Below are 19,049 nucleotides of genomic sequence, written 5' to 3' on the forward strand. Positions count from 1 at the left end.
ACTCGACGGCGGGCCTGACCTCCAGGCCCGCCGCGAGGTGTCTTCAACGGCTCAGCGCCACGTATCGTTCACGGTCGAGGTGCCCGTGGCCGGAGTCGTGAGGGTGCGGTTGGCGCCGCTCTCCCAGGTGACGTTGTTGGCGGCGTCCTTCTTGATGAACTTGTACTCAATCGCCGTGGAGCCCGGCAGCCCGACGGCCGCGCTCCACGTGGGGTAGTTGTCCGCGGACAACAGGATGGCACTGGCCGGGCTCCAGCTCCCCAGCGCGGCGACGTTGCCCACCACGTACACGTTCTGTCCCATCACGGTGCTCGCCGTGACGTTGAACGTCACCGTGGCCCCGCTGGTGGACGTGGTGACGGAGAGCGCGGAGGACTGCGCGGACGCATTGCCCGCCGTGTCCCGAGCCCGCACGGTGTAGCTGTACGCCGTGCCCGCCGTCAGCCCCGTGTCCGTGTAGCTGGCCGTCGTGGGCGAGCCCACCAGCGACCCATTGCGATACACGTCATAGCCCGCGATGCCGCTCGCGTCGGTGGACGCCGTCCACGTCAGCGACACGGTGGTCGCCGTCTTCGACGCAGCCGTCAGGCCCGACGGCACCGAGGGCGCGGTGGTGTCCTGTGACGGCGCTCCCGCGGAGATGACGCCCGCGTTGAACGTGGAGGTGCCCGCGGGGAAGAAGTAGTTGAGCCCCCCGTTGTTGTCCCACGTGCCACTGCCATTGTTGAAGACGGCCTCCAGTTGCGTGGCCGAGCCCAGGTCCACCGTGTACTTCGCGTAGCCCGAGACCTCCGCCGTGGCCATGGCCACGCCCGGTGACGTCGTCCACGTGCCGCCCGCCGGACGGTAGTGGAGGTACGGCGTGGCATAGCCCTTCTTGTAATAGACGGTCGCCGTGTTGCCCGCGCTGGTGGTGACGGAGAGCGCGCTGCTCGCCGCGGACGTGTTGCCCGCCGCGTCGCGAGCCTTCACCGTGTAGCTGTAGGCCGTGTTGGAGGACAGCCCGCTGTCCGTGTAGCTCGTGGACGTGGGCGTGCCGACCTGCGTGCCATTGCGGAACACGAGATAGCCCGTCACGCCGACGTCGTCAGTGGACGCGGTCCAGCTCAGCGACACCGTCGTCGCGGACTTCGACGGAGCCGTCAGGCCCGTGGGCACCGACGGCGCTGAAGTATCGCTCACCGGAGCGCCCGCGGTGATGACGCCCGCGTTGAACGTGGAGGTGCCCGTGGGGAACAGGTAGTTGCCGCCGTTGTTGTTGTCCCACGTCCCGCTGCCGTTGTTGAACACGGCCTCCAACTGCTGCACGGAGCCCAGGTTCACCGTGTATTTCGCGTACCCCGTCACCTCCGCGTCAGGCATCAGCACGCCCGGCGCGGTCGTCCACGTGCCACCCGCCGGGCGGTAGTGGATGTACGGCGTGGCGAAGCCCTTCTTGTAATAGAGCGTCGTCGTGTACCCCAGGCCGGTGGTGACGGAGAGCGCCGCGCTGGCCACGGAGGTATTCCCCGCCGCGTCGCGAGCCTTCACGGTGTAGCTGTACGTCGTGCTCGAGGACAGCCCCGTGTCCGTGTACGTCGTCGCCGTGGGCGCGGCCACCTGTGTGCCATTGCGAAACACGAGGTAGTCACTCACGCCGTAGTTATCCGTGGCGGCCGTCCAGCTCAGCACCACCGACGAGCTGGTGACACCTGAAGCGGAGAGCCCCGAGGGCGCCGACGGCGCCGTGGTGTCCGGGGGCAGGGTGGTGACGGAGAGCGCGCTGCTCGCGGCGGACGTGTTGCCCGCCGCGTCCCGCGCTCGCACGGTGTAGCTGTACGCCGTGCCCGCCGTGAGCCCGCTGTCCGTGTAGCCCGTCGTGGACGGCGAGCCCACCTGCGTGCCATTGCGGAACACCTGGTAGCCCGTCACGCCGACGTTGTCCGTGGAGGCCGTCCACGTCAGCGTCACGGAGCGGTCCGTGCGCGTCGACGCGAGCCCCGTGGGGACCGACGGCGCCGTCGCGTCCACGCGGAGGAACGGGTAGGTGCCCGTCACCGGGCCATTGATGTCCTCGATGTACTTGCCGCCCTCCTGCCGGTACTTCCCGGCGCCCACGTAGACGGACTGGATCTCGCTGCGCGTGACGTTGCCGCGCGAGTCAGTGGCCTCGATGTAGTAGTCGAGCACCTGGTCGCGGTAGGCGCCCAGATAGACGTAGTAGAGGTCGCCAATCTCCTGCGCGGCCACCTTCTGCATCACCGGCAGGTGCGCCGGCTGCCACGCCACGCCGTTCATCACCGGCCGCAACTCACGACGCTGGAGTGGATGGTCCACCCAGGCGCCCACGCGCGACGGGTCGATGCCAGGCACGCCCGCGGCCTTCAACGCCGCCGGGTCGTAGACGCGAGGCGTGTTGTCCAGCGGGTCGATGCTCTTCGCCGTGTGCACGCGCACGCGCGCCTTGATGCTGGCGATGCCGCTCACGTCGAAGGCGTAGGTGTACAGCGCGAAGTTGTTGTCGAAGTGGTGCAGCGTCCACCCTTCGGACTTGTCCGTGTTGGCGCTGCCGGGGTTGTACGGCCAGCGCTGGACCCACCAGACGTCCGGGCCCGTGCGGTCCTGCGCCAGCCGGTCCTGCACGTACGGCTTGGAGAAGTAGAGCGACTGGTTGAAGGACAGCGTGGGCTTCACGTTGTCGTCCACGTTCTCGTCGTAGTAGCCGAAGCCGGAGTCCATGGCCGGCAGGAGGAAGTACCAGGCCAGCTCCGCGGGGTTCGCGCCGCCCGCCCAGTCATTCGCCGCGTCGCCCTTCACCGGGAAGGACAGCATCCACGGGTTGAGCTGGTTGCCCGCGTGCGTGATTTGCGAATCCAGCGCCGTCGTGGGCTTCCAGTGGTTGGGGTGCGCGTCCAGCCAGAGTTGCTCGGCCGTCTTCGCGTAGTTCATCGCGGCCTGGAGCAGCGCGAAGTTGCGCTCCAGGTAATGCCAGCCGTGCTCCAGCGACACCGTCATCCCCTCCTGCACGCCGCTCAGGTTCGTCTTGGGCACCAGGTTGAGACCGGTGGCCGAGTTGAAGGCCGGGAACTGCCCCTTCCAGATGCCGAAGGGCAGCCGCCAGTGGTGCCACTGCGGGTCGGATGAAGAGTCGCGCGTGTCCACCCACGAGCCGTCCTGCACGTGCACCACGTCCGTGGAGATGGGCGTGTTGTTGACCAGGTACTCGTCGATGCCCAGGCACTGCACGCCGCCGCTGCAGGTGACGGAGCGGCCGTTGAGCCACGTGTCGAGCGAACCCGCGCGCCCGCCCGAATTGTCGCCGTCATGCGCGAGCACGAAGAACTGCTTCTGGGGCGTCAGGCCCTCGAAGTTGCGCAGGCCCACGACGTCCACGGTGGCCTGTCCCTCCCAGCCCTCCAGCCAGGAGCCGTTCTGGTTGACGGGGATGCCCACGACGCGCGACTCGGCGCCCGTGGCCGGGTCTACGTAGCGCACCCAGTGCGGCGTGGAGGCGAAGGGGTACTTGTTGCGGATGACCTGCTGCTCGTGCGCCATGCCCTCGCTCACCCAGGCGCCCACGGTGCTGGTGTTCTGGAGGTCCGCGCGGTTGGGCGGCGACACCAGCGTGTCCGAGCCCGGGTCGTTGAGGAACGGGTAGTCCTTCAGCGTGCGGGAGAAGTGGTTGTCACCGATGACGGACCACTTCACGCCCAGCTTCGCCAGCGTGGGGATGAGCCGCTCGCTGAAGCCCAGCTCCGTGGGGAAGAAGCCCTTGGAGGCCGTGAAGCCGCTGCCCAGGAAGTACGGCTGGGACAACGTGGCGCTCTGGTGGATGAGGTCCTTGAGGAAGTAGTCCGGCCCCACCAGCGGGCCCATGGAGTGGTGGCCCGTGAAGTGGATGAGGTCCAACGAGCGGTTGCCCGCGGGCGTGCGCAGGTTGGCGTAGCGGTCCCTCCAGGTGGCGCCCCAGCTGGCGTTGTCGTAGCCGGACACGTTGCGGCGGGTGACCAGGTCGTTGACGTTGTTCACCACCGCGCCGGACATGGTGACGTGAACCTGCCCCGTGGAGGCATTGGCCTTCATGTCCGCGGCCACGTCCGGCGGCCAGTATTGATACGCGCCCACCTTCGCGTGGTGCGAGTAATACGTCACCAGGTCGTCGTGCGGCATGGGCGCGCCCGACGGCAGGAAATAGGTGTAGTTGGCCGGAGGTGACTGCTTTATCTGGATGACCTGCCCGTCGTACGCGTAGCGGATGGGGCCACCCACCGGCGTCGCGTTGTATTGAGTCAGGTCGTAGTACGCCCAGAAGTTGGGCATGTGATTGTGATACACGTGCGCGGCGGCGATTTGAGCCTTTGCCTGCGGCGCGTGTAACAGGATGACGGCGAACACCGCGAGCAAGGCCAGTTGCGGCTGTCTTTTCATGGGGCGTCCTCACCGGACGAGAGGGGCCGTCCGGTGGGCGCTGCTTACTGGCGTTTGACTCAAGATTTCCCATGTAAACTGGAAATGACAATCTGTAAATCGATACTGCATCGCGTCAGCCTTTCGTGGAAAGGCTGTCGTTGACAGAGGAGAAGCGGCCTCGGACAGTCGGGCGCGCCATGGCCACCTATCCCGCGTCAGCCCGTGAAGCCTTTGTCCAATTGCGTACGCTTTCGGAGGCGCTGGCCCGGCCGGAGGAGCGTGCGCGGGCGCTGGCGGAGCTGCGCGAGCTGGCGGAGCTGTCGCGCGACCAGCCGGAGGGCGCGCCGCTGCGGCTGGCGTCGGTGGTGGTGGCGGTGGGCGCGTCCCAGGAGCGGCTGGAGTTGTTGATTCCGCCGTCCATCTTCGCGCCCGAGGCGTGGGCGTTCACGTTCCTGGAGGGGCTCTTGAAGGTCCCACTGGACGAGTACGCCGACAAGCAGCTGGTGGAGGTGGGCTCCGGCTCCGGGTGGATCTGCATCGCGCTGGCGAAGTTCACGGGGCTCGCGCGCATCCGCGGGCTGGACCTGAACCCGCAGGCCCCGGCGGTGGGGTTGTGCAACGCGTGGCTCAACGGCGACGAGGCGCTGGTGTCGCGGCTGTCCTTTGGTGAGAGCGACCTGCTGCTCGGCCTGCCCCAGAAGCCGGAGTGGGACTTCATCGTCGGGTGCATCCCGCAGGTGCTGCGGAGCGACGAGCTGCCCGCGGAGCTTGCGCAGGCGGATGAGCAGGCGCTGTTGGACCTGTCCAACTACACCTCGTTGCAGAACGTCTACGAGGACCACTTCGGCCTGGGGCTCATCGCGCGCCTGCTCAACGAGGCGCCGGAGCGGCTGCTGCCTGGAGGGCGGCTGCTCCTGAACCTCGCGGGGCGTCCGGGCCGCGCCATCATCGCGCGGATGTTCACCCGGCGAGGCTTCACCACTCGCATGCGCGTGGCCCGGCGGGTGATGCAGGCGGCGGACACGGACATCCGCCCGCTGGTGTCGCTGGAGCAGCGCACCGGGCGGGAGTTCGAGTTCTTCATGGAGGCCCACAGCCCGGAGCCCCTGCGCGCGGCGACGGCGCTGGGCTGGCTGCAGTCAGGCCACCCCATCTGGCACGAGGTGGCGGTGTGGGAGGCCCACCTGTCGCAGCCCCGGGAGACGCTGGCCCTGCGCGCCGCGCTGCGCTCGTTGGGCATCGCGGCGCTCCAGGAGGAGCTGGACCTGGGGGCGGCGTCCGCGGAGCAGCTGGGCTTCGTCACGGCGCTCGCGGAGCGGCTGTCACAGGCGCCCTTCCTGCCCTACGCGCACGAGGCCGGTGACGCGTCCTTCCGCAGGCTGGTGGCCCGCTATCTGGACCGCCACTTCGGCTTGAGGCTGTCGGAGGACTCGGTGTTCGTCGCGCCGGAGCGGGAGCAGGCCGTCTATTCCTTCCTGCTTGCCACGTGCGACCCCGGGGACACGGTGCTGGTGTCGCGCAGCCTGCACCCGCTCTACGCGCGCGCCCTGGACAAGGCGGGCGTGCGCGCCACCGTGACGCACAACACGCTGGGGGAGATCCGCCGCCTGCTGAGCGCCTTCGACGTGAAGGCCGTGCTGCTGACTGTGGAGCCGGGCGAGCGCACCAACCTGGCGGTGCTGCGCGACATCGTGGCGGAGGCCGCGCGGCGGGGCATCTGGGTGGTGCTGGATGAGAGCGCCTTCTTCAACATCACCGGGGACGTGGAGCCGCGCACCCTCTTCGAGTTCCTCGCGCGGACGCAGCACGCGCCCAACCTGGTCATCCTGTACGGGCTCATCAAGAACGCGGTGTGGCCGGATCTGGAGCTGACGCTGCTGCTCCCCGTGCCGGAGCAACTGCGCGCGGACCTGGAGGTGGCGGCGGAGGTGACGTACTCGCGCATCAGCGTGCTGGCGGAGTGGTTCTACGAGCGCACGTTCTCGGAGTTGCTCGCCTTCCGCATGGCCTTCGCGGAGCCGGAGCCGCCCTCGCCGCACCGGGTGCCGGAGGTGCCGCTGCCGCGCTCACAGCGCATCGCGAAGCTGTCGGAGCTGCCCGCGTTCGCACCGAAGTTCTTCCGCGAGGACGACCCGGAGCTCGTGCGCCTGGACTACGGAGAGAACGAGGGTCCGATGCCGCTGCCGCTGGTGGAGGGGCTCATCGCGGCGGGAGTCGCGCCGCGCGCGGACGGAGCGCAGACGGGGCTGGCGGAGGCCGTGGCGGCCTTCCTGCTGGAGACGCGAGGGGCCCGCTATGTCCCCGAGGACGTCGTGGTGGCGCCCGGCGTCTGGCCGCTGATGCACCACCTGGGCGTGGCGCTGCGCCAGCGGCTGGGGCGGATGCCGCGAGTGTTCCTGGTGACGCCTTGTTACGGAGTGCTCGCGCCCACGTTCCTCGCGGCGGGGTGCGAGGTGGAGTCCGGCCCGCTGGGCACGCTGCTGTCACGCCGCGCGCGGGGGACGATGCCGGACGCGGTGGTGCTGTCGCAGCCGGCGAACCCCACGGGGCACTACCTGTCGCACGAGGAGTTGATGGCGCTGGCGACGTTCGTGGTGGAGCAGCGCTGCCTCTGGATCTCGGATGAAATCTTCGGCCTGGTGAACCTCACCAACCCCACGGCGGAGACGGTGCACAGCCCGGTGACGCTGGAGGGGGCGGTGCCCGGCATCGGCGCGCGGACGGTGCTGCTGGGAGGGCTGTCCAAGGAGTTCGCGGCCGGAGGCCTGCGGGTGGGCTGGGTGGCCACGAAGGACCGGGCGCTGGTGGCGGCGCTGCGCGACAGCGCGCCGGGAGTCCTGCACACGCCTACCGCGCGCGCGGCGGCATACCTGTACGCGGCCCATGCGCGCGGACCGGATGGACAGTTGCTCTACGCCGCGCGGCACAAGGCGCTGAGAAACTACCTGGCGCGGATGCGGCGTGAGCTCGCGGAGAAGCGCGCGCTGGTGGCGGATGCGCTGCCCGACGACGGCCGCGCGGAGGCCACGGAGGCAGGGGGCTTGTTCCTCGCGCCGCCGATGACGGCGTGGCTGGGACGTTCGGTGGACGGCGTGAAGCTCACGCCGGAGAACCTGCCGCGTGTCGTCTACGAGCACACGCACGTAGTGCTCAACGGCGGCGCGTGGTGCGGCGATCCGGAGCGCGTGCGCGCGGTGTTCTCCATTCCCCGGGAGAAGCTGCTGAAGGCCCGCGACCGTCTGCGGACCTTCGGCCAGCGGCTGCGCTGACGGCGCGGCGCGGCGCGGCGTCAAATGATGACCCTGTCGGCCGGGGCGGAGCGGTCCAAACCTGTCCGACAGTCGGACACGTTTCCGCCGCCCAGGCGAGGCGGGCGCTCCCGGCCGAGTAGTTCCAAACCAGTCCGACAGTCCGACAGGCTCCCGTGGCCCAGCTCCAGGTCCGTCCGATAGTCCGACAGGTCCGCGCCGGTCGGGCAAAGCGGGACCCTTCGGGCCGCGCAGTTCCAAAAGTGTCCGACAGTCCGACAGGCTCCGTGACCCGGACGAAGCGGGCGCCTCCCGGCCGCACCGGCCCAGACTTGTCCGACAGTCGGACAGGTTTCCGCCGCCTGGGCGTGGCGGGCGCCTCCTGGCCGTGTTTGTTCAAACTTGTCCGACAGTCGGACAGGTTTTGGCTGTGCACCGTCGGCGGGGGGCTCCGGAGGGTTCTCACGTTCTCAACCCTCTGGATGAGGCTCCTGGCCGCAGACTGGGGCTGCGGGCCCGCGGCCACTGGCTGAGGTGACGCGGACCCGGGAGCGTTCCTCTACACTGCGCCGGCCCATGCTCCGCTCCCTCGCCGTCCTCCTCTGCTGTCTGCCTGTTGGTGCGCTCGCGGCCTCTGAGTCCTGGCTCGTGACGACCGACCTGTGGGGCAACCCCGCCTACCAACTCCTCACGCTGGAGCGCGACGGGAAGCGCCTCTCCGGTGAGCTTGATGGGGATGCGCTGAAGGGGGAGCGCACGGGCAACGCCGTCCACTTCGTCGTCACGGACTCGCGCCAGCAGACCTATGTCTTCGATGGCAAGGTGAGCGGTGAATCGCTGCGCGGCACCGCGGACTACCCGGACAGCAACAACCCGAAGGCGCGGGCGGCCCATGCGTTCACGGCCCGGTTGCTTCCCTCGCGCCCCGCGGGTGCTCCGCGCGTGCATGACTTCACGCCCACCTCGTGGTCCAACGAGTTCACCGCGCACCGCGCGCCGGTACTGACCGTCTGGCCGGGCGACACGGTGCGCACCTCGACGCTCGACTCTGGTGGCATGGACTCGAAGGGCATCACCCGCGCGCTCTTCGGCAATCCGCAAACGGGCCCCTTCTTCATCGCCACCGCGAACCCGGGCGACACGCTGGCCATCCGCATCCGCCGACTCACGTTGAACCGCACCTTCGCGGACAGCCTGGATGGCATCGTGGGCCGCGCCCTCACTCCGGGCCTCGCCGCGAAGGCGACGGAGCTGGGCAAGCCCGTTCGCTGGAAGCTCGACCCCGAGCGCGGCGTCGCGACGCCGGAGAACCCGACGGAGCGCCTGAAGGCCTTCACCGTGCCGCTGCGGCCCATGCTGGGCGGCCTGGCCGTGGCGCCCGGCTTCGGCTCCGCGCCCCTGTCCACCGGCGACACGGGCCGCTACGGCGGCAACATGGACTTCAACGAAGTCGTGGAGGGCAACACCGTCTACCTGCCCGTGGCGCAGCCCGGAGCGCTCCTGTACCTGGGCGATGCTCACGCCGCACAGGGCGATGGTGAGACGTCGCAGTACGCGCTGGAGACCTCCATGGACGTCGAGTTCACCGTGGACGTCCTGCACGGCAAGCCGCCGCCTTCCACGCCTCGCGTGGAGTCCCCCACGCACCTGATGGCGCTGGGGCAGGGCGGTTCACTGGATGACGCCCTGCGCTCCGCGACGCAGGGCATGACCCAGTGGCTGGAGCAGGACTACGGGCTCACCCTGTCGGAGAGCGCGCAGGTGCTGGGCAGCTCCGTGCAGTACGTCGTCGCGAACCTCGCCGGACGCAGCGTGGGCGTCGCCGCGAAGCTGGACAAGGCGCGGCTCCAGGCCCTCCGTCCCCCGGTGAAGTGAGCTGAATTCCCGGGTGCGTCCAAGGCTCCGGAAAATGGGGCGGAAATGCCGTGTCGATTCCGGGGCCCCTCGTTCGACGTGGAGATGAACCCTCCCGGTAGCCCGGGAGCCCTTCTTCCATCGAACCGGGAGCCTCCCATGGCCAGCAAGATCGCAATCGCCGTCCTCGTCCTCGTCGTCGTGCTGGGCGTCCTCGTCGCCACCCGCCCGGACCACTTCCGCATCGAGCGCAACGCGCACGTGGCCGCGCCCCCGGCCACCGTCTTCGCGCTGATCAACGACCTGCACCGGTTCGACACGTGGAACCCGTTCCGCTCCGAGCCCGCGCCCGGCGTGACCAAGGACTTCGACGGGCCCAACGAAGGACCGGGCGCCAGCTTCGCTTATGCCGGCGGCGAGTCCGGGGATGGGCGCATGACCATCGTGGAGAGCCAGCCCGGCGCGCGCGTCGTCCTCAAGCTGGAGTTCTTCAAGCCCTTCGAAGCCACGAACCAGGCCACCTTCACGCTCACGCCGGAGAACGGCGGCACCCGCGTGAGCTGGGCGATGGAGGGCGAGAACACCCTGATGGGCAAGGCGATGTCGCTCGTCGTGAACATGGACACGATGCTCGGCAAGGAGTTCGAGCGGGGCCTCGCGAACCTGGACACCGTCGCGCGAGGCGTCACCCCGGCTCCCAGCGCGAGCGCCCAGGCCGACGCGGCGACGCCCGCCCCGGCGCACTGAGGATGCGCCTCAGTCCTCCAGCGCCCGGTAGGCGCCCCTGGAGAACTCCATGGCCAGGGCCTCGTCGTCGGGGCCCTGCGCCCGTCGCTGCGTCAGGAGGATGGCCGTCAGGTCCTGCCGGGGGTCGATGAAGAACATCGGGCCGTAACCGCCGCCCCAGCCGAACCGTCCAGCGGTGGGCGAGACACCATCCGGCTTCGTGCACACGGCGCCGCCGAAGCCCCAACCCGACGCATCCCAGAAGCCTGGGAAGAAGGGCGACGCGGCCTTCTGCTCCTCCGGAATCTGATCCGTCAGCATCTCCTGGACGCTCGCGGAGGACAGCAGGCGGGTGTTCCCGGCCTGGCCTCCGCTCAGCAGCATCCGGCAGAAGGCGAGCAGGTCATCGGCCGTGGACACCAGCCCTCCCTGGCCTCCTCCCGAGGGAAAGGCGGGAGGACGCGACCAGTAGCTGTCCGCCGGGGTGTCCCACGCTTCCAGCCTCCCCGTGGCCTCGTCGTGCGCGTAGGCCGTCGTGAGCCGGTCGAGCTTCTCCGCGGGCACGGTGAACGCAGTGTCCCTCATGCCCAGCGGCACGAAGAGCCGCTCGCGCAGGAAGTCGTCGAAGCGCATGCCCGAGGCTCGCGCGACCAGCACGCCCAGGACCTCGTAGCCGGTGTGATAGGCCCACCGCTCTCCGGGTTGATGCATGAGCGGCAGCGTGCCCAGCCGCCGCATGAATTCGTCGGGCGGATCCGTGAGCACGTGGAAGCCGGGCGCCACCCGGGCCTCGCTCATGGCCCGCTGGATGGGATGCGTACCGGGCCGCGCCATCACCGCGCCCAGGCCCCAACGCAGCGTGAGCAGGTCCCGCACGGTGATGGCGCGCTTCGCGGGAACGGTGTCGTCGAGCGGGCCGCTGGGAGCACGCAAGACGCGGCGGTCCGCCAGCTCCGGCAGCCACGGGTCAACGGCGCCGTCGAGCGGGAGCTTCCCGTCCTCCACGAGCATCAGCGTGGCCACCGCCGTGAGGGGCTTGGCCATGGACGCGAGCCGGAAGAGGCTGTCCCGGCTCATGGGCGGACCCGAAGGCGCGAGGCCCTGCGTGCCCAGCACGTCGACGTGCACGGTGTCCTCGCGAGCGACGAGCGCGACGACGCCGGGGAGATTTCCGCGTTCGACATGGCCGCGCAGGGCGGACGTCACGTCGGCGAGCCGTGTCGGGGAAAGCGCGGCGGAGCGTGGGTGCATGGCCTTGAGTCTAGACCCTCGACGCCGGCCGCGAGCCCAGATGCGTGGGGTCAGGCGGGCGCTTCAGCGCTTCGCGAGGATGAAGGCGGTGACGGAATAGCGCTGGTGGCCCCGGGCCTCGGAGGTCCATTCGGTCACGCGGTGGGGGGCACCCTTCGCGCGGAAGATGAACACCGAGTTGAAGAGCGGCGGGACGCGCATCATGTCCGCGTCCACTTCGGGATGCCGGAAGGTGAGGACGCCGCCGAAGCGGTCCTCCCACGGGCGCGTGAAGTTGTAGACGACGGCGAGCCCTTCCTCGTCCGTGTCCCGGTGCTCCGGGAAGAACTCGCCCACTTCCATGCGCGACACCTGCACCTGCCGCGTCTCCAGCGGCTCGGGCCAGCCCACCAGCGCGGCGTGGAAGGCCGCGCCGTCCGCGCTCTGAAGCCACGCGCAGAAGTCCGTCAGGGCGGAGGGCGCCTGCTGCTTCAATGGCGCGATGTGCAGCGGATAGGGCCCGTGGTGGTGGCGCACGAAGCGCGCGTCGCACAGGGCCTGGTGCAGGGCCTCGGCGCGCTCGGGGAGGAGGGCGTCCCGGAGGCAGAGGTGCGGCACCCGTCCGCCTTCGATGAACTCCTGGCGGAGCGTGGCCTGCAGGGCCTCGGATACGGAGGCCAGGCGCGTCCACGCGGTCGCGGACGCCGGGAACACCTCCGGCTTCGGGGACGGGACGGGGCCGAAGATGCTTTCGGCGTAGTCCGTGATGAAGAACCCGCTCGGGCGCTCAGGCCTTGGAGACGAGGTAGCTGGCGAGCCGGGTGATGACTTTGCCGTCGCGCGGATCATCGAAGAAGGAGATGGCGGGAGTGGGGTTGAATTCAAGCGCCACGAAGGCGCCGTCAGGCGTGCGCCGCAGGTCCACCGCCGTGAAGACCATGCCCAGCGCTTTGGCGCCCTTGAGACACACCGCCCAGGCCTCCTTCGGCAGGCGGGCGGGCTTCACCCGGTGCAGGTTCTGCCGCGCGTCCACCACGCCGTCGGTGGGGATATGGAAGGCGGACACGGGCTCGCCGTCGAGCACGTAGGCGCGGAACTCGTCGCCCTGGATCTGCTCCTGGAACAGCACCGGACAGTTGGCGAGCAGTTGGAGCCGTGCCTCGGTGAGGTCCGCCTTCTCCACCTTGCGGACCAGCGCACCGCCGCTCAGGGGCTTGTAGATGACGGCCCGGTGGCGCGTGACGAACTCGCGCACCGCGTCCGGTGAGGCGGTGGCCAGGGTGCTGGGGACGGGAATGTGGTGGCGGCGCAGCAGGGCCAGCTGTTGCAGCTTCAGGTAATGCAGCTCCACCGCCTCCAGCGGGTTGACGAACGCTCCGCCGCGCCGGTGGAGCGAACGCAGCACGGAGTGGAGGAACGACTGGCGCTCCCGCTCCGCCAGGTACTGCTCCTGCCAGCGCGGGAAGTTGCGCTCGGACAGGGCCTCGGCCTCGGGGACCGGGAGCGAGAGGCGCACGAGCTTGAGGTAGAACGAGCGCAGGTCACTGAGACATTCACCGTCCCAGTGCACCTCTCCGTCCTGCCAGCTCAACGCGGCGGAGTCCGGGACCCGGTCTGTTTCCAGGATGATGGCTCGCGCACGACGCCGCTCCACCGCTTCCGCGACGAAGCGGGTGGCGTCATCCGAGCGCGAGCCGATGACCACGACCTTCTTGCGAGACGTCATGGGGTCCGTGACTTCGCCTGCCCGTCGTCAGACCGGGCTGTCCATCTTGACCTTCAGGATGCCGCCATCCAGCGGCTTGAGGTCCGGGAGCTTCGAGCCACGCGTGGGGTCGTCCATCATGACCTTCAACACGCCGATGTCCTCCGGCGGCTTGAAGTCCGGCAGGTTCAAGCCACCGGTCGGGTCATCCATCCGGACCTTCACCCGGCCGCCGTCCGGCGGAGTGAAGTCCGGAAGCTTCGAGCCACGGGTCGGGTCGTCCATCATGACCTTCACCCGGCCGCCATCCGGCGGCTTGAAGTCCGGCAGCTTCGAGCCGCGGGTGGGGTCGTCCATCATGACCTTCAACACGCCGCTGTCCTTCGGCGGCTTGATGCCAACGCCGTCGCCCACGAACTGATCCGCGAGCTCACGGGCCTTCGGGGTCAACTTGACCTTCTCGAAGGCGTCGCGAACCTGGTGCTTCTGCTGGGGGCTCAGCTGGCTCGCGTCAGTGCCCTGGAGCGCCTTCTTGAGGACCGGGGCGCCCACTGCCTTGCCATCCGTGCTGGCGGTCTTCAGGGCGGTCTGCAGCGACGAGACGAAGCCCGTGGGGGATTTGATCTGGGTCATAAAGATTCCTTTGGAAAGGTTATCGGCGTGCCCAGGCCGGAGTTGCTTGATTCTCTGAGGATGAGAGCCCCGGTAGACCGGAGGGCTGCCTGACCGCCCGCCGTCTTCCCTCGGTGCGTGGGCGACCCAACCCTTGAAGACAAGGGGAGGAGACACCATGGCGCACCGAGACGACGGACTGCTGGTGCGAGCGCTCGCGGAGTCCGTGAGGCCGCTCCAGGGGACGCGGGAGGACTTCGGGTCCCTGATGGACCTGGTGGGGAACGCGACGTGCGTGCTGATTGGCGAAGCCACCCACGGCACGCACGAGTTCTACCGGCTGCGCGCGCTCCTGACGCGGAGGCTCATCGAGGAGAAGGGCTTCAACGCCGTCGCGGTGGAGGCGGACTGGCCGGATGCGTACCGGATCAACCGCTACGTGCGGGCCATGGGCCACGACGCGGACGCGGTGGAGTCACTCTCCGACTTCCAACGCTTCCCCGCATGGATGTGGCGCAACGCGGACGTGCTGGACTTCGCGGGCTGGCTGCGGACGCACAACGACCGCCACTCCGCGCGGGAGAAGGTCGGGTTCTACGGGCTGGACCTCTACAGCCTCCACGCCTCCATGGGCGCGGTGCTGAAGTACCTGGACCGGGCGGATCCGGAGGCCGCGACGCGCGCCCGGAACCGCTACGCGTGCTTCGAACACTTCGGCGAAGACCCGAAGGACTACGGCCACGCGACGTCGCTGGGCTTGTCTCCGGATTGCGAGCGGCAGGTCGTCGACCAGCTCCGCGAGCTGCAACGGGAGCGCGAGGCCCTGCTGCGCCGGGACGGGTTCATCGCGGAGGACGCGCAGTTCGAGGCGGAGCAGAACGCCCGGGTCGTCCAGAACGCGGAGGAGTACTACCGGTCCATGTTCCATGGGCGCATCTCGTCCTGGAACCTGCGCGACACGCACATGGCGGACACGCTGGATGCGCTGATGGGCTTCCTGAAGCGGCGGCTGGGGGCCGCGCGCGTCGTGGTCTGGGCCCACAACTCGCACGTCGGTGATGCGCGCGCGACGGAGATGGGGGAGGCGGGCGAGGTGAACCTGGGCCAGCTGACGCGCCAGCGGCACCCGCGAGTGACGAGGCTCATCGGCTTCAGCACGTACCGGGGCACCGTCACCGCGGCCACCAACTGGAGTGGGACCGCCGAGCGCAAGCAGGTCCGCCACGGGCTTGCGGGCAGCTGCGAGTCCCTCTTCCATCAGGTCGGCCTGCCAGGCTTCCTGCTGGACCTTCGCGAACTGGGAGAGGCCGCCGGAGCACTCCGCGAGCGGCGCCTGCAACGGGCCATCGGCGTCATCTACCGGCCTGAAACGGAGCGCAGGAGCCACTACTTCCATACGCGGCTGCCGGAGCAGTTCGACGCGATGCTGCACATCGATGAGACGCGTGCGCTCGAACCGCTGGAGCGCACCGCCGGATGGGAGCGCGGTGAAGCGCCGGAGACCTATCCGACGGGCCTGTAGTCGCCACGGGCTCAGGGGGCCTTGGAGGGGCGGTGATACAACTTGCGCAGCTCCTCCTTGGCCTCCTGGAGCGCCCGCCTGCGGGATGCAGGGAGGTTCCGGCCCGCGCGGTTCCCGTAGAACGAAAGCATCGACATGGCCGACTGGAACGGCGACGCCTTGCGCCGGTGGCTCTGCTCGGCGGAGTGTTTCACCGAGCGGGCGATCTCCTTCGGTGAGCGCTTGAAGACCTGTTCCTCCAGAGTCATCGCGTCGCTGTGCTCCGTCACCTCGCGGGACCAATAGCGCCGCTTCGCTGTGTGCTTGCGGGAAGGGGCGGGGCCATGTGGCTTCTTCGTCGTGCCGGGCATCGCGGTTACCTCCGGGACCGGCTGGTCGCCTTGCGGGTGGCCGCCGCCTTGCGGGCGGTGGTCGTGCGCTTTCGTGCGGCGCTCTTGCCTTCGCGCAGGTCCTTCTTCGCTCGTTCAACAGTCGCCTTGTCGGGCATGACTTCCTCCCATTCGGGTTACGGTCCTGGCCCAAAGGTGCGGACGCTCCGCGCCCAGGCAAGCCGTGCCCCGTGTTCGGAGGGAGCCCCATGCGGTGGTGGTGCCTCGCGCTGTTGCTTGCTTCCTGTTCGGCTCACCGCTCCTCCGGTGGTGGCGCGCTGGACGATGCGAACGCGCGGGACCTGCGCGCCCGCATCCACGAGGCCCGGGGCGAAGCAGCCACCGAGTCCCGGCAGTGGAGCGTGGCGGCGGCGTCGTTCGCGCTCGCTCGGGCCTCGCGGGATTCGCTCTCCGCGCAGTGGGGACAAGGACAGGCGGTGGACCGCGCCTCCACGCTGCGCTGGTCGAAGCGCATCCAGGGTTCGGTGCTCGCCCTGGCGTTCACGCCGGACGGCCGCGTGCTGGCGTCCGGGCATTACGACTCCGTCGTTCGTCTCTGGGACGTGGAGCGCGGCGAGCTGCTGGCGGAGCTCAAGGGCCACACGGCCGAGGTCCACGCCGTCGCCTTCTCGCCGGACGGCCGCTGGCTGGCTTCCGCGGGAAGGCCCGGCGAGCTCCGGGTCTGGGATTGGCGCCAGGGCCGGCCGCACGCGGTGATTCCCGGCCACACCGACGTCGTGCTCGGGCTGGCGTTCTCGCCCGATGGCAGGTGGCTGGCATCCGGTGGTCTGGACAAGGCGGTCCGCGTCTGGGACTTCGAGACGGGCGCGGAACAGCTGCGCTTCGAGCACGACGACAACGTCATCGCCGTCGCCTTCTCGCCGGACGGCAAGCGGCTGCTGTCCACGAGCGCGGACCGGAGCGCGCGGGTCTGGGACCTGGAGTCGCGCAAGGAGGCCCTCCGCCTCGTGGGGCACGGAGAGAAGGTGGAGGCGGGCGCGTTCTCCTCGGACGGACAGCGCATCATGACGGCGGCGGGCGACCGGGCCGTGCGCTTCTGGGGCGCCCGCTCGGGGCAGCTCACCGACGTGTTTCGCAACTCAGGCGATGTCTCCGTCGCCGCCATCGACGGCGGATTCCAGCTCCTGGTCCAGGGCGGATGGGATGGGCGCGTGCAACTCCTCGACGGCCATGGGGGCGCGCTGCTGGAGCGGATGGATGCGCATCACGCCGCCGTGATGAGCGTGGCCTTGTCACCGGACGGGCGCACGTTCGCTTCGGGCGGGATGGACGGCGTCCTCGACGTGTGGCGCCGGCCGGAGGTCCCCGCGCAGGTGCTGTTTCGTGGACCCGGCGTCTGGGTGGAAGCGCTCGCGTTCTCCCAGGACCGCGAGTTGATGACAGGCGGTGAGGATGGCTGGCGGCGGTGGCGCATCGCGGAGGGAAGGGACCTCCATCCGGAAGTGGGAGGAGAGGAGTCCGCGGTGTCCCTGGCGGTGAGCCCGGACCGCGAGCGCATCGCGGTGGGAATGCTGAAGGGGAGGGTGCTCGTGCTGGACGCGCGTTCGGGGCGGGTGTTGCTGGAGCTGCCAGCGGCGAACGGCTCCGTGCGCGCGGTGGCCTTCAGTCCGGATGGGGCGCTCCTCGCGGTGGCGGGCGATCCGGACATCCAACTCTGGTCCGTGTCCGACAGCAGGCCCGTGGGGCTTCTCCAGGGACACACCGGCAAGGTCTGGGCGCTGGACTTCGACAGCACGGGGCGCAGGCTCGCGTCGGGCAGTGCGGACAAGACGGTGCGGACCTGGGACGTGGAGCGGCGTCAGCCCCTCTTGCGGCTCGACATGGGCGAGCCCGTGCGCGCCGTGGTCTTCACTCCGTCCGAACCCCACCTGGTGACGGCGGGAATGCGGCAGCCCCTCCGCGTCTGGGACGTGACGGAGGGCCGGCTGTTGAAGACGATGGGCGCGAAGACGGTGGGCGTGCTCGCCCTGGCCGTGTCACCGGATGGCCGCTTCCTGGCTTCGTCGGGCGTGGAGGCAGGGGTGAAGGTCTGGGGGCTGCACTCCGGCGAACAGCTGGGGACGCTCACGGGCCAGCAGGGCTTCGTGGCGGCCCTGGCCTTCTCCCCGGACGGCGCGCTCCTCGTCTCCGCGGCCTCCGACCGGACGCTCCAACTGAACCGGTTCGACTCCATCGTCCATTCATCCCCGGCGGGAGCAGGCATCGACGAACTCCTGCGCCGCTATGGGCTCGTCTGGGACGAGGCGCGGTTCCTGCTCACACCAGCCGCAGGAAGCGATTGAGGTCGCGGAACAACCAGAGGGGATTGCCGTACCACACGGCCATCTCCAGCACCCCCGCCCAGACGACGAGCCCCAGCCGCACCGCCGTGGGCCAGCGAGGAGCGCGCAGCACACCCACGCACAATGGCACCAGCAGCAGCGCGGACGCATGCCACCAATGGCGCGTGTCGATGACCGCGAGCAGCACGCCCAACCCCACCGACGCGGTCACCAGCCCGTCCGACCCGCGCCAGGAGAGCGCCAGCACCGCCGCGCTCAAGCCCATCACCAGGGCCAAGGTGCCGGGCTCTCCGAGGATGGATGGCGTCGCCGCATCCGTCTGGGCGGCCAGCGGCGCCATCCACAGGAACGTGCGCACGCAGAGGGCCCCCGCCGCCGCCACCCCGAGCAGCGTGCCCCACGGCCACTGGCGCACCGGACGTCCATGCACCACGCGCCACAGCGCCACCACGCCCACGGCGACGAGGATGAGCGCCCGGTAGTGCAACAGCGCCGCGAGCGCCAGCCAGCGCAACGCGACCACCGGCCGGTCCTTCGCGAGCGCCGCCAGCGCCAGCACCCCGCACACGAGCCACGCGCCGTCGTACTGGCCATAAAGCGCCAGCCGCATCAGCACCAACCAGCAGAGGCCCCCCATCGCCCAACGGCCACCCGACGGGAGCCCATCCAGGAGCCGCAGCGCCGCGTAGAGCGCCACATGCGCGAAGGCCAGCAGGTACAGCAGGCACACCTGCCCGAAGGCCTGGGGTGACATGGGCACCCACTCGCCCACGAGCGCCAGGGGCAGGAAGAGCACCAGCGCGCCGGGTGGATAGACGTACGGCACCTCCAGCCACTGGTCGATGGCCTGTCGGTACGGGACGCCCTCGCGAAGCTCGCCCAGCGGCGCGGTGTAGAGCGCCTGGAGTCCGCTGTGCAGTCCCACCCAGACCACGTACGGATGGCGCACGTGGTCCGTGTAGCCCTCCTTCAGCGTCCCCCGTGACGTCACCCCGGACAGGGGAACTGCGGAGAGCACGAGGAGCGACAGCAGCGCGAGCAGTCCCCACCGCAGGGCGGGATGCCGGACGAGGATGCCGGGGCCTTCCATGA

The 19,049-nt window shown here is 69.7% G+C and carries 13 protein-coding genes; 5 read left to right on the top strand and 8 right to left on the bottom strand.

Annotated elements, in window-relative coordinates; all coding sequences use genetic code 11:
• Nucleotides 1-51: 51 nt before the first annotated feature.
• Nucleotides 52-4,407 carry a carbohydrate binding domain-containing protein gene (locus D7X99_RS05945; protein ID WP_121776876.1) on the bottom strand — a complete coding sequence of 1,452 codons (4,356 nt, stop codon included), beginning with the start codon at nt 4,405-4,407 and terminating at the stop codon, nt 52-54.
• A 179-nt stretch (nt 4,408-4,586) separates the two neighbouring features.
• Here D7X99_RS05945 and D7X99_RS05950 point away from each other — a divergent pair, with 179 nt between their 5' ends.
• The 3 genes from D7X99_RS05950 (at nt 4,587) to D7X99_RS05960 (ending at nt 10,238) form a co-directional block, all read left to right on the top strand.
• On the top strand, nt 4,587-7,658 hold the full coding sequence (locus tag D7X99_RS05950; protein WP_121776877.1) for an aminotransferase class I/II-fold pyridoxal phosphate-dependent enzyme: 3,072 nt from the start codon (nt 4,587-4,589) through the stop codon (nt 7,656-7,658).
• 627 nt (nt 7,659-8,285) lie between these two features.
• Nucleotides 8,286-9,512, top strand: a complete 1,227-nt coding sequence (locus D7X99_RS05955; protein ID WP_233613111.1) for an acetamidase/formamidase family protein — start codon at nt 8,286-8,288, stop codon at nt 9,510-9,512.
• Between the two features lie 138 nt (nt 9,513-9,650).
• Nucleotides 9,651-10,238, top strand: a complete 588-nt coding sequence (locus D7X99_RS05960; protein ID WP_158626932.1) for an SRPBCC family protein — start codon at nt 9,651-9,653, stop codon at nt 10,236-10,238.
• A gap of 9 nt (nt 10,239-10,247) precedes the next feature.
• Here the strand turns inward: D7X99_RS05960 and D7X99_RS05965 are convergent, their stop codons facing one another.
• From D7X99_RS05965 to D7X99_RS05980, 4 genes are all read right to left on the bottom strand, one after another.
• Nucleotides 10,248-11,468: a serine hydrolase gene (locus D7X99_RS05965; RefSeq protein WP_121776880.1), complete on the bottom strand. Its 1,221-nt coding sequence runs from the start codon at nt 11,466-11,468 to the stop codon at nt 10,248-10,250.
• A gap of 63 nt (nt 11,469-11,531) precedes the next feature.
• On the bottom strand, nt 11,532-12,161 hold the full coding sequence (locus tag D7X99_RS05970; protein WP_233613113.1) for a 2OG-Fe(II) oxygenase: 630 nt from the start codon (nt 12,159-12,161) through the stop codon (nt 11,532-11,534).
• Nucleotides 12,162-12,234: 73 nt separating this feature from the next.
• On the bottom strand, nt 12,235-13,173 hold the full coding sequence (locus tag D7X99_RS05975; RefSeq protein ID WP_121776882.1) for a RimK family alpha-L-glutamate ligase: 939 nt from the start codon (nt 13,171-13,173) through the stop codon (nt 12,235-12,237).
• Between the two features lie 27 nt (nt 13,174-13,200).
• Nucleotides 13,201-13,785, bottom strand: a complete 585-nt coding sequence (locus D7X99_RS05980) for a hypothetical protein (protein ID WP_121776883.1) — start codon at nt 13,783-13,785, stop codon at nt 13,201-13,203.
• A 157-nt stretch (nt 13,786-13,942) separates the two neighbouring features.
• Between D7X99_RS05980 and D7X99_RS05985 the strand changes: the two genes are divergently transcribed.
• Entirely contained in the window at nt 13,943-15,286 is a 1,344-nt protein-coding gene (locus tag D7X99_RS05985; protein WP_121776884.1) for an erythromycin esterase family protein, read from the top strand.
• Nucleotides 15,287-15,297: 11 nt separating this feature from the next.
• Here the strand turns inward: D7X99_RS05985 and D7X99_RS05990 are convergent, their stop codons facing one another.
• Together D7X99_RS05990 and D7X99_RS44225 are read right to left on the bottom strand one after the other, a co-directional pair.
• On the bottom strand, nt 15,298-15,636 hold the full coding sequence (locus D7X99_RS05990; RefSeq protein ID WP_121776885.1) for a DUF3175 domain-containing protein: 339 nt from the start codon (nt 15,634-15,636) through the stop codon (nt 15,298-15,300).
• 5 nt (nt 15,637-15,641) lie between these two features.
• Entirely contained in the window at nt 15,642-15,773 is a 132-nt protein-coding gene (locus D7X99_RS44225; RefSeq protein ID WP_255429226.1) for a hypothetical protein, read from the bottom strand.
• A gap of 90 nt (nt 15,774-15,863) precedes the next feature.
• Between D7X99_RS44225 and D7X99_RS06000 the strand changes: the two genes are divergently transcribed.
• A complete protein-coding gene (locus tag D7X99_RS06000) occupies nt 15,864-17,957 on the top strand; it encodes a WD40 repeat domain-containing protein (protein WP_121776886.1) in 2,094 nt (697 codons plus the stop codon).
• Here the strand turns inward: D7X99_RS06000 and D7X99_RS06005 are convergent.
• Nucleotides 17,932-19,047 carry a hypothetical protein gene (locus D7X99_RS06005; RefSeq protein ID WP_121776887.1) on the bottom strand — a complete coding sequence of 372 codons (1,116 nt, stop codon included), beginning with the start codon at nt 19,045-19,047 and terminating at the stop codon, nt 17,932-17,934. The two genes, D7X99_RS06000 and D7X99_RS06005, sit on opposite strands and share 26 nt — an antisense overlap.
• Between the last annotated feature and the right edge of the window lie 2 nt (nt 19,048-19,049).

Source organism: Corallococcus sp. AB032C (assembly GCF_003668935.1).
GTDB lineage: Bacteria > Myxococcota > Myxococcia > Myxococcales > Myxococcaceae > Corallococcus > Corallococcus exiguus.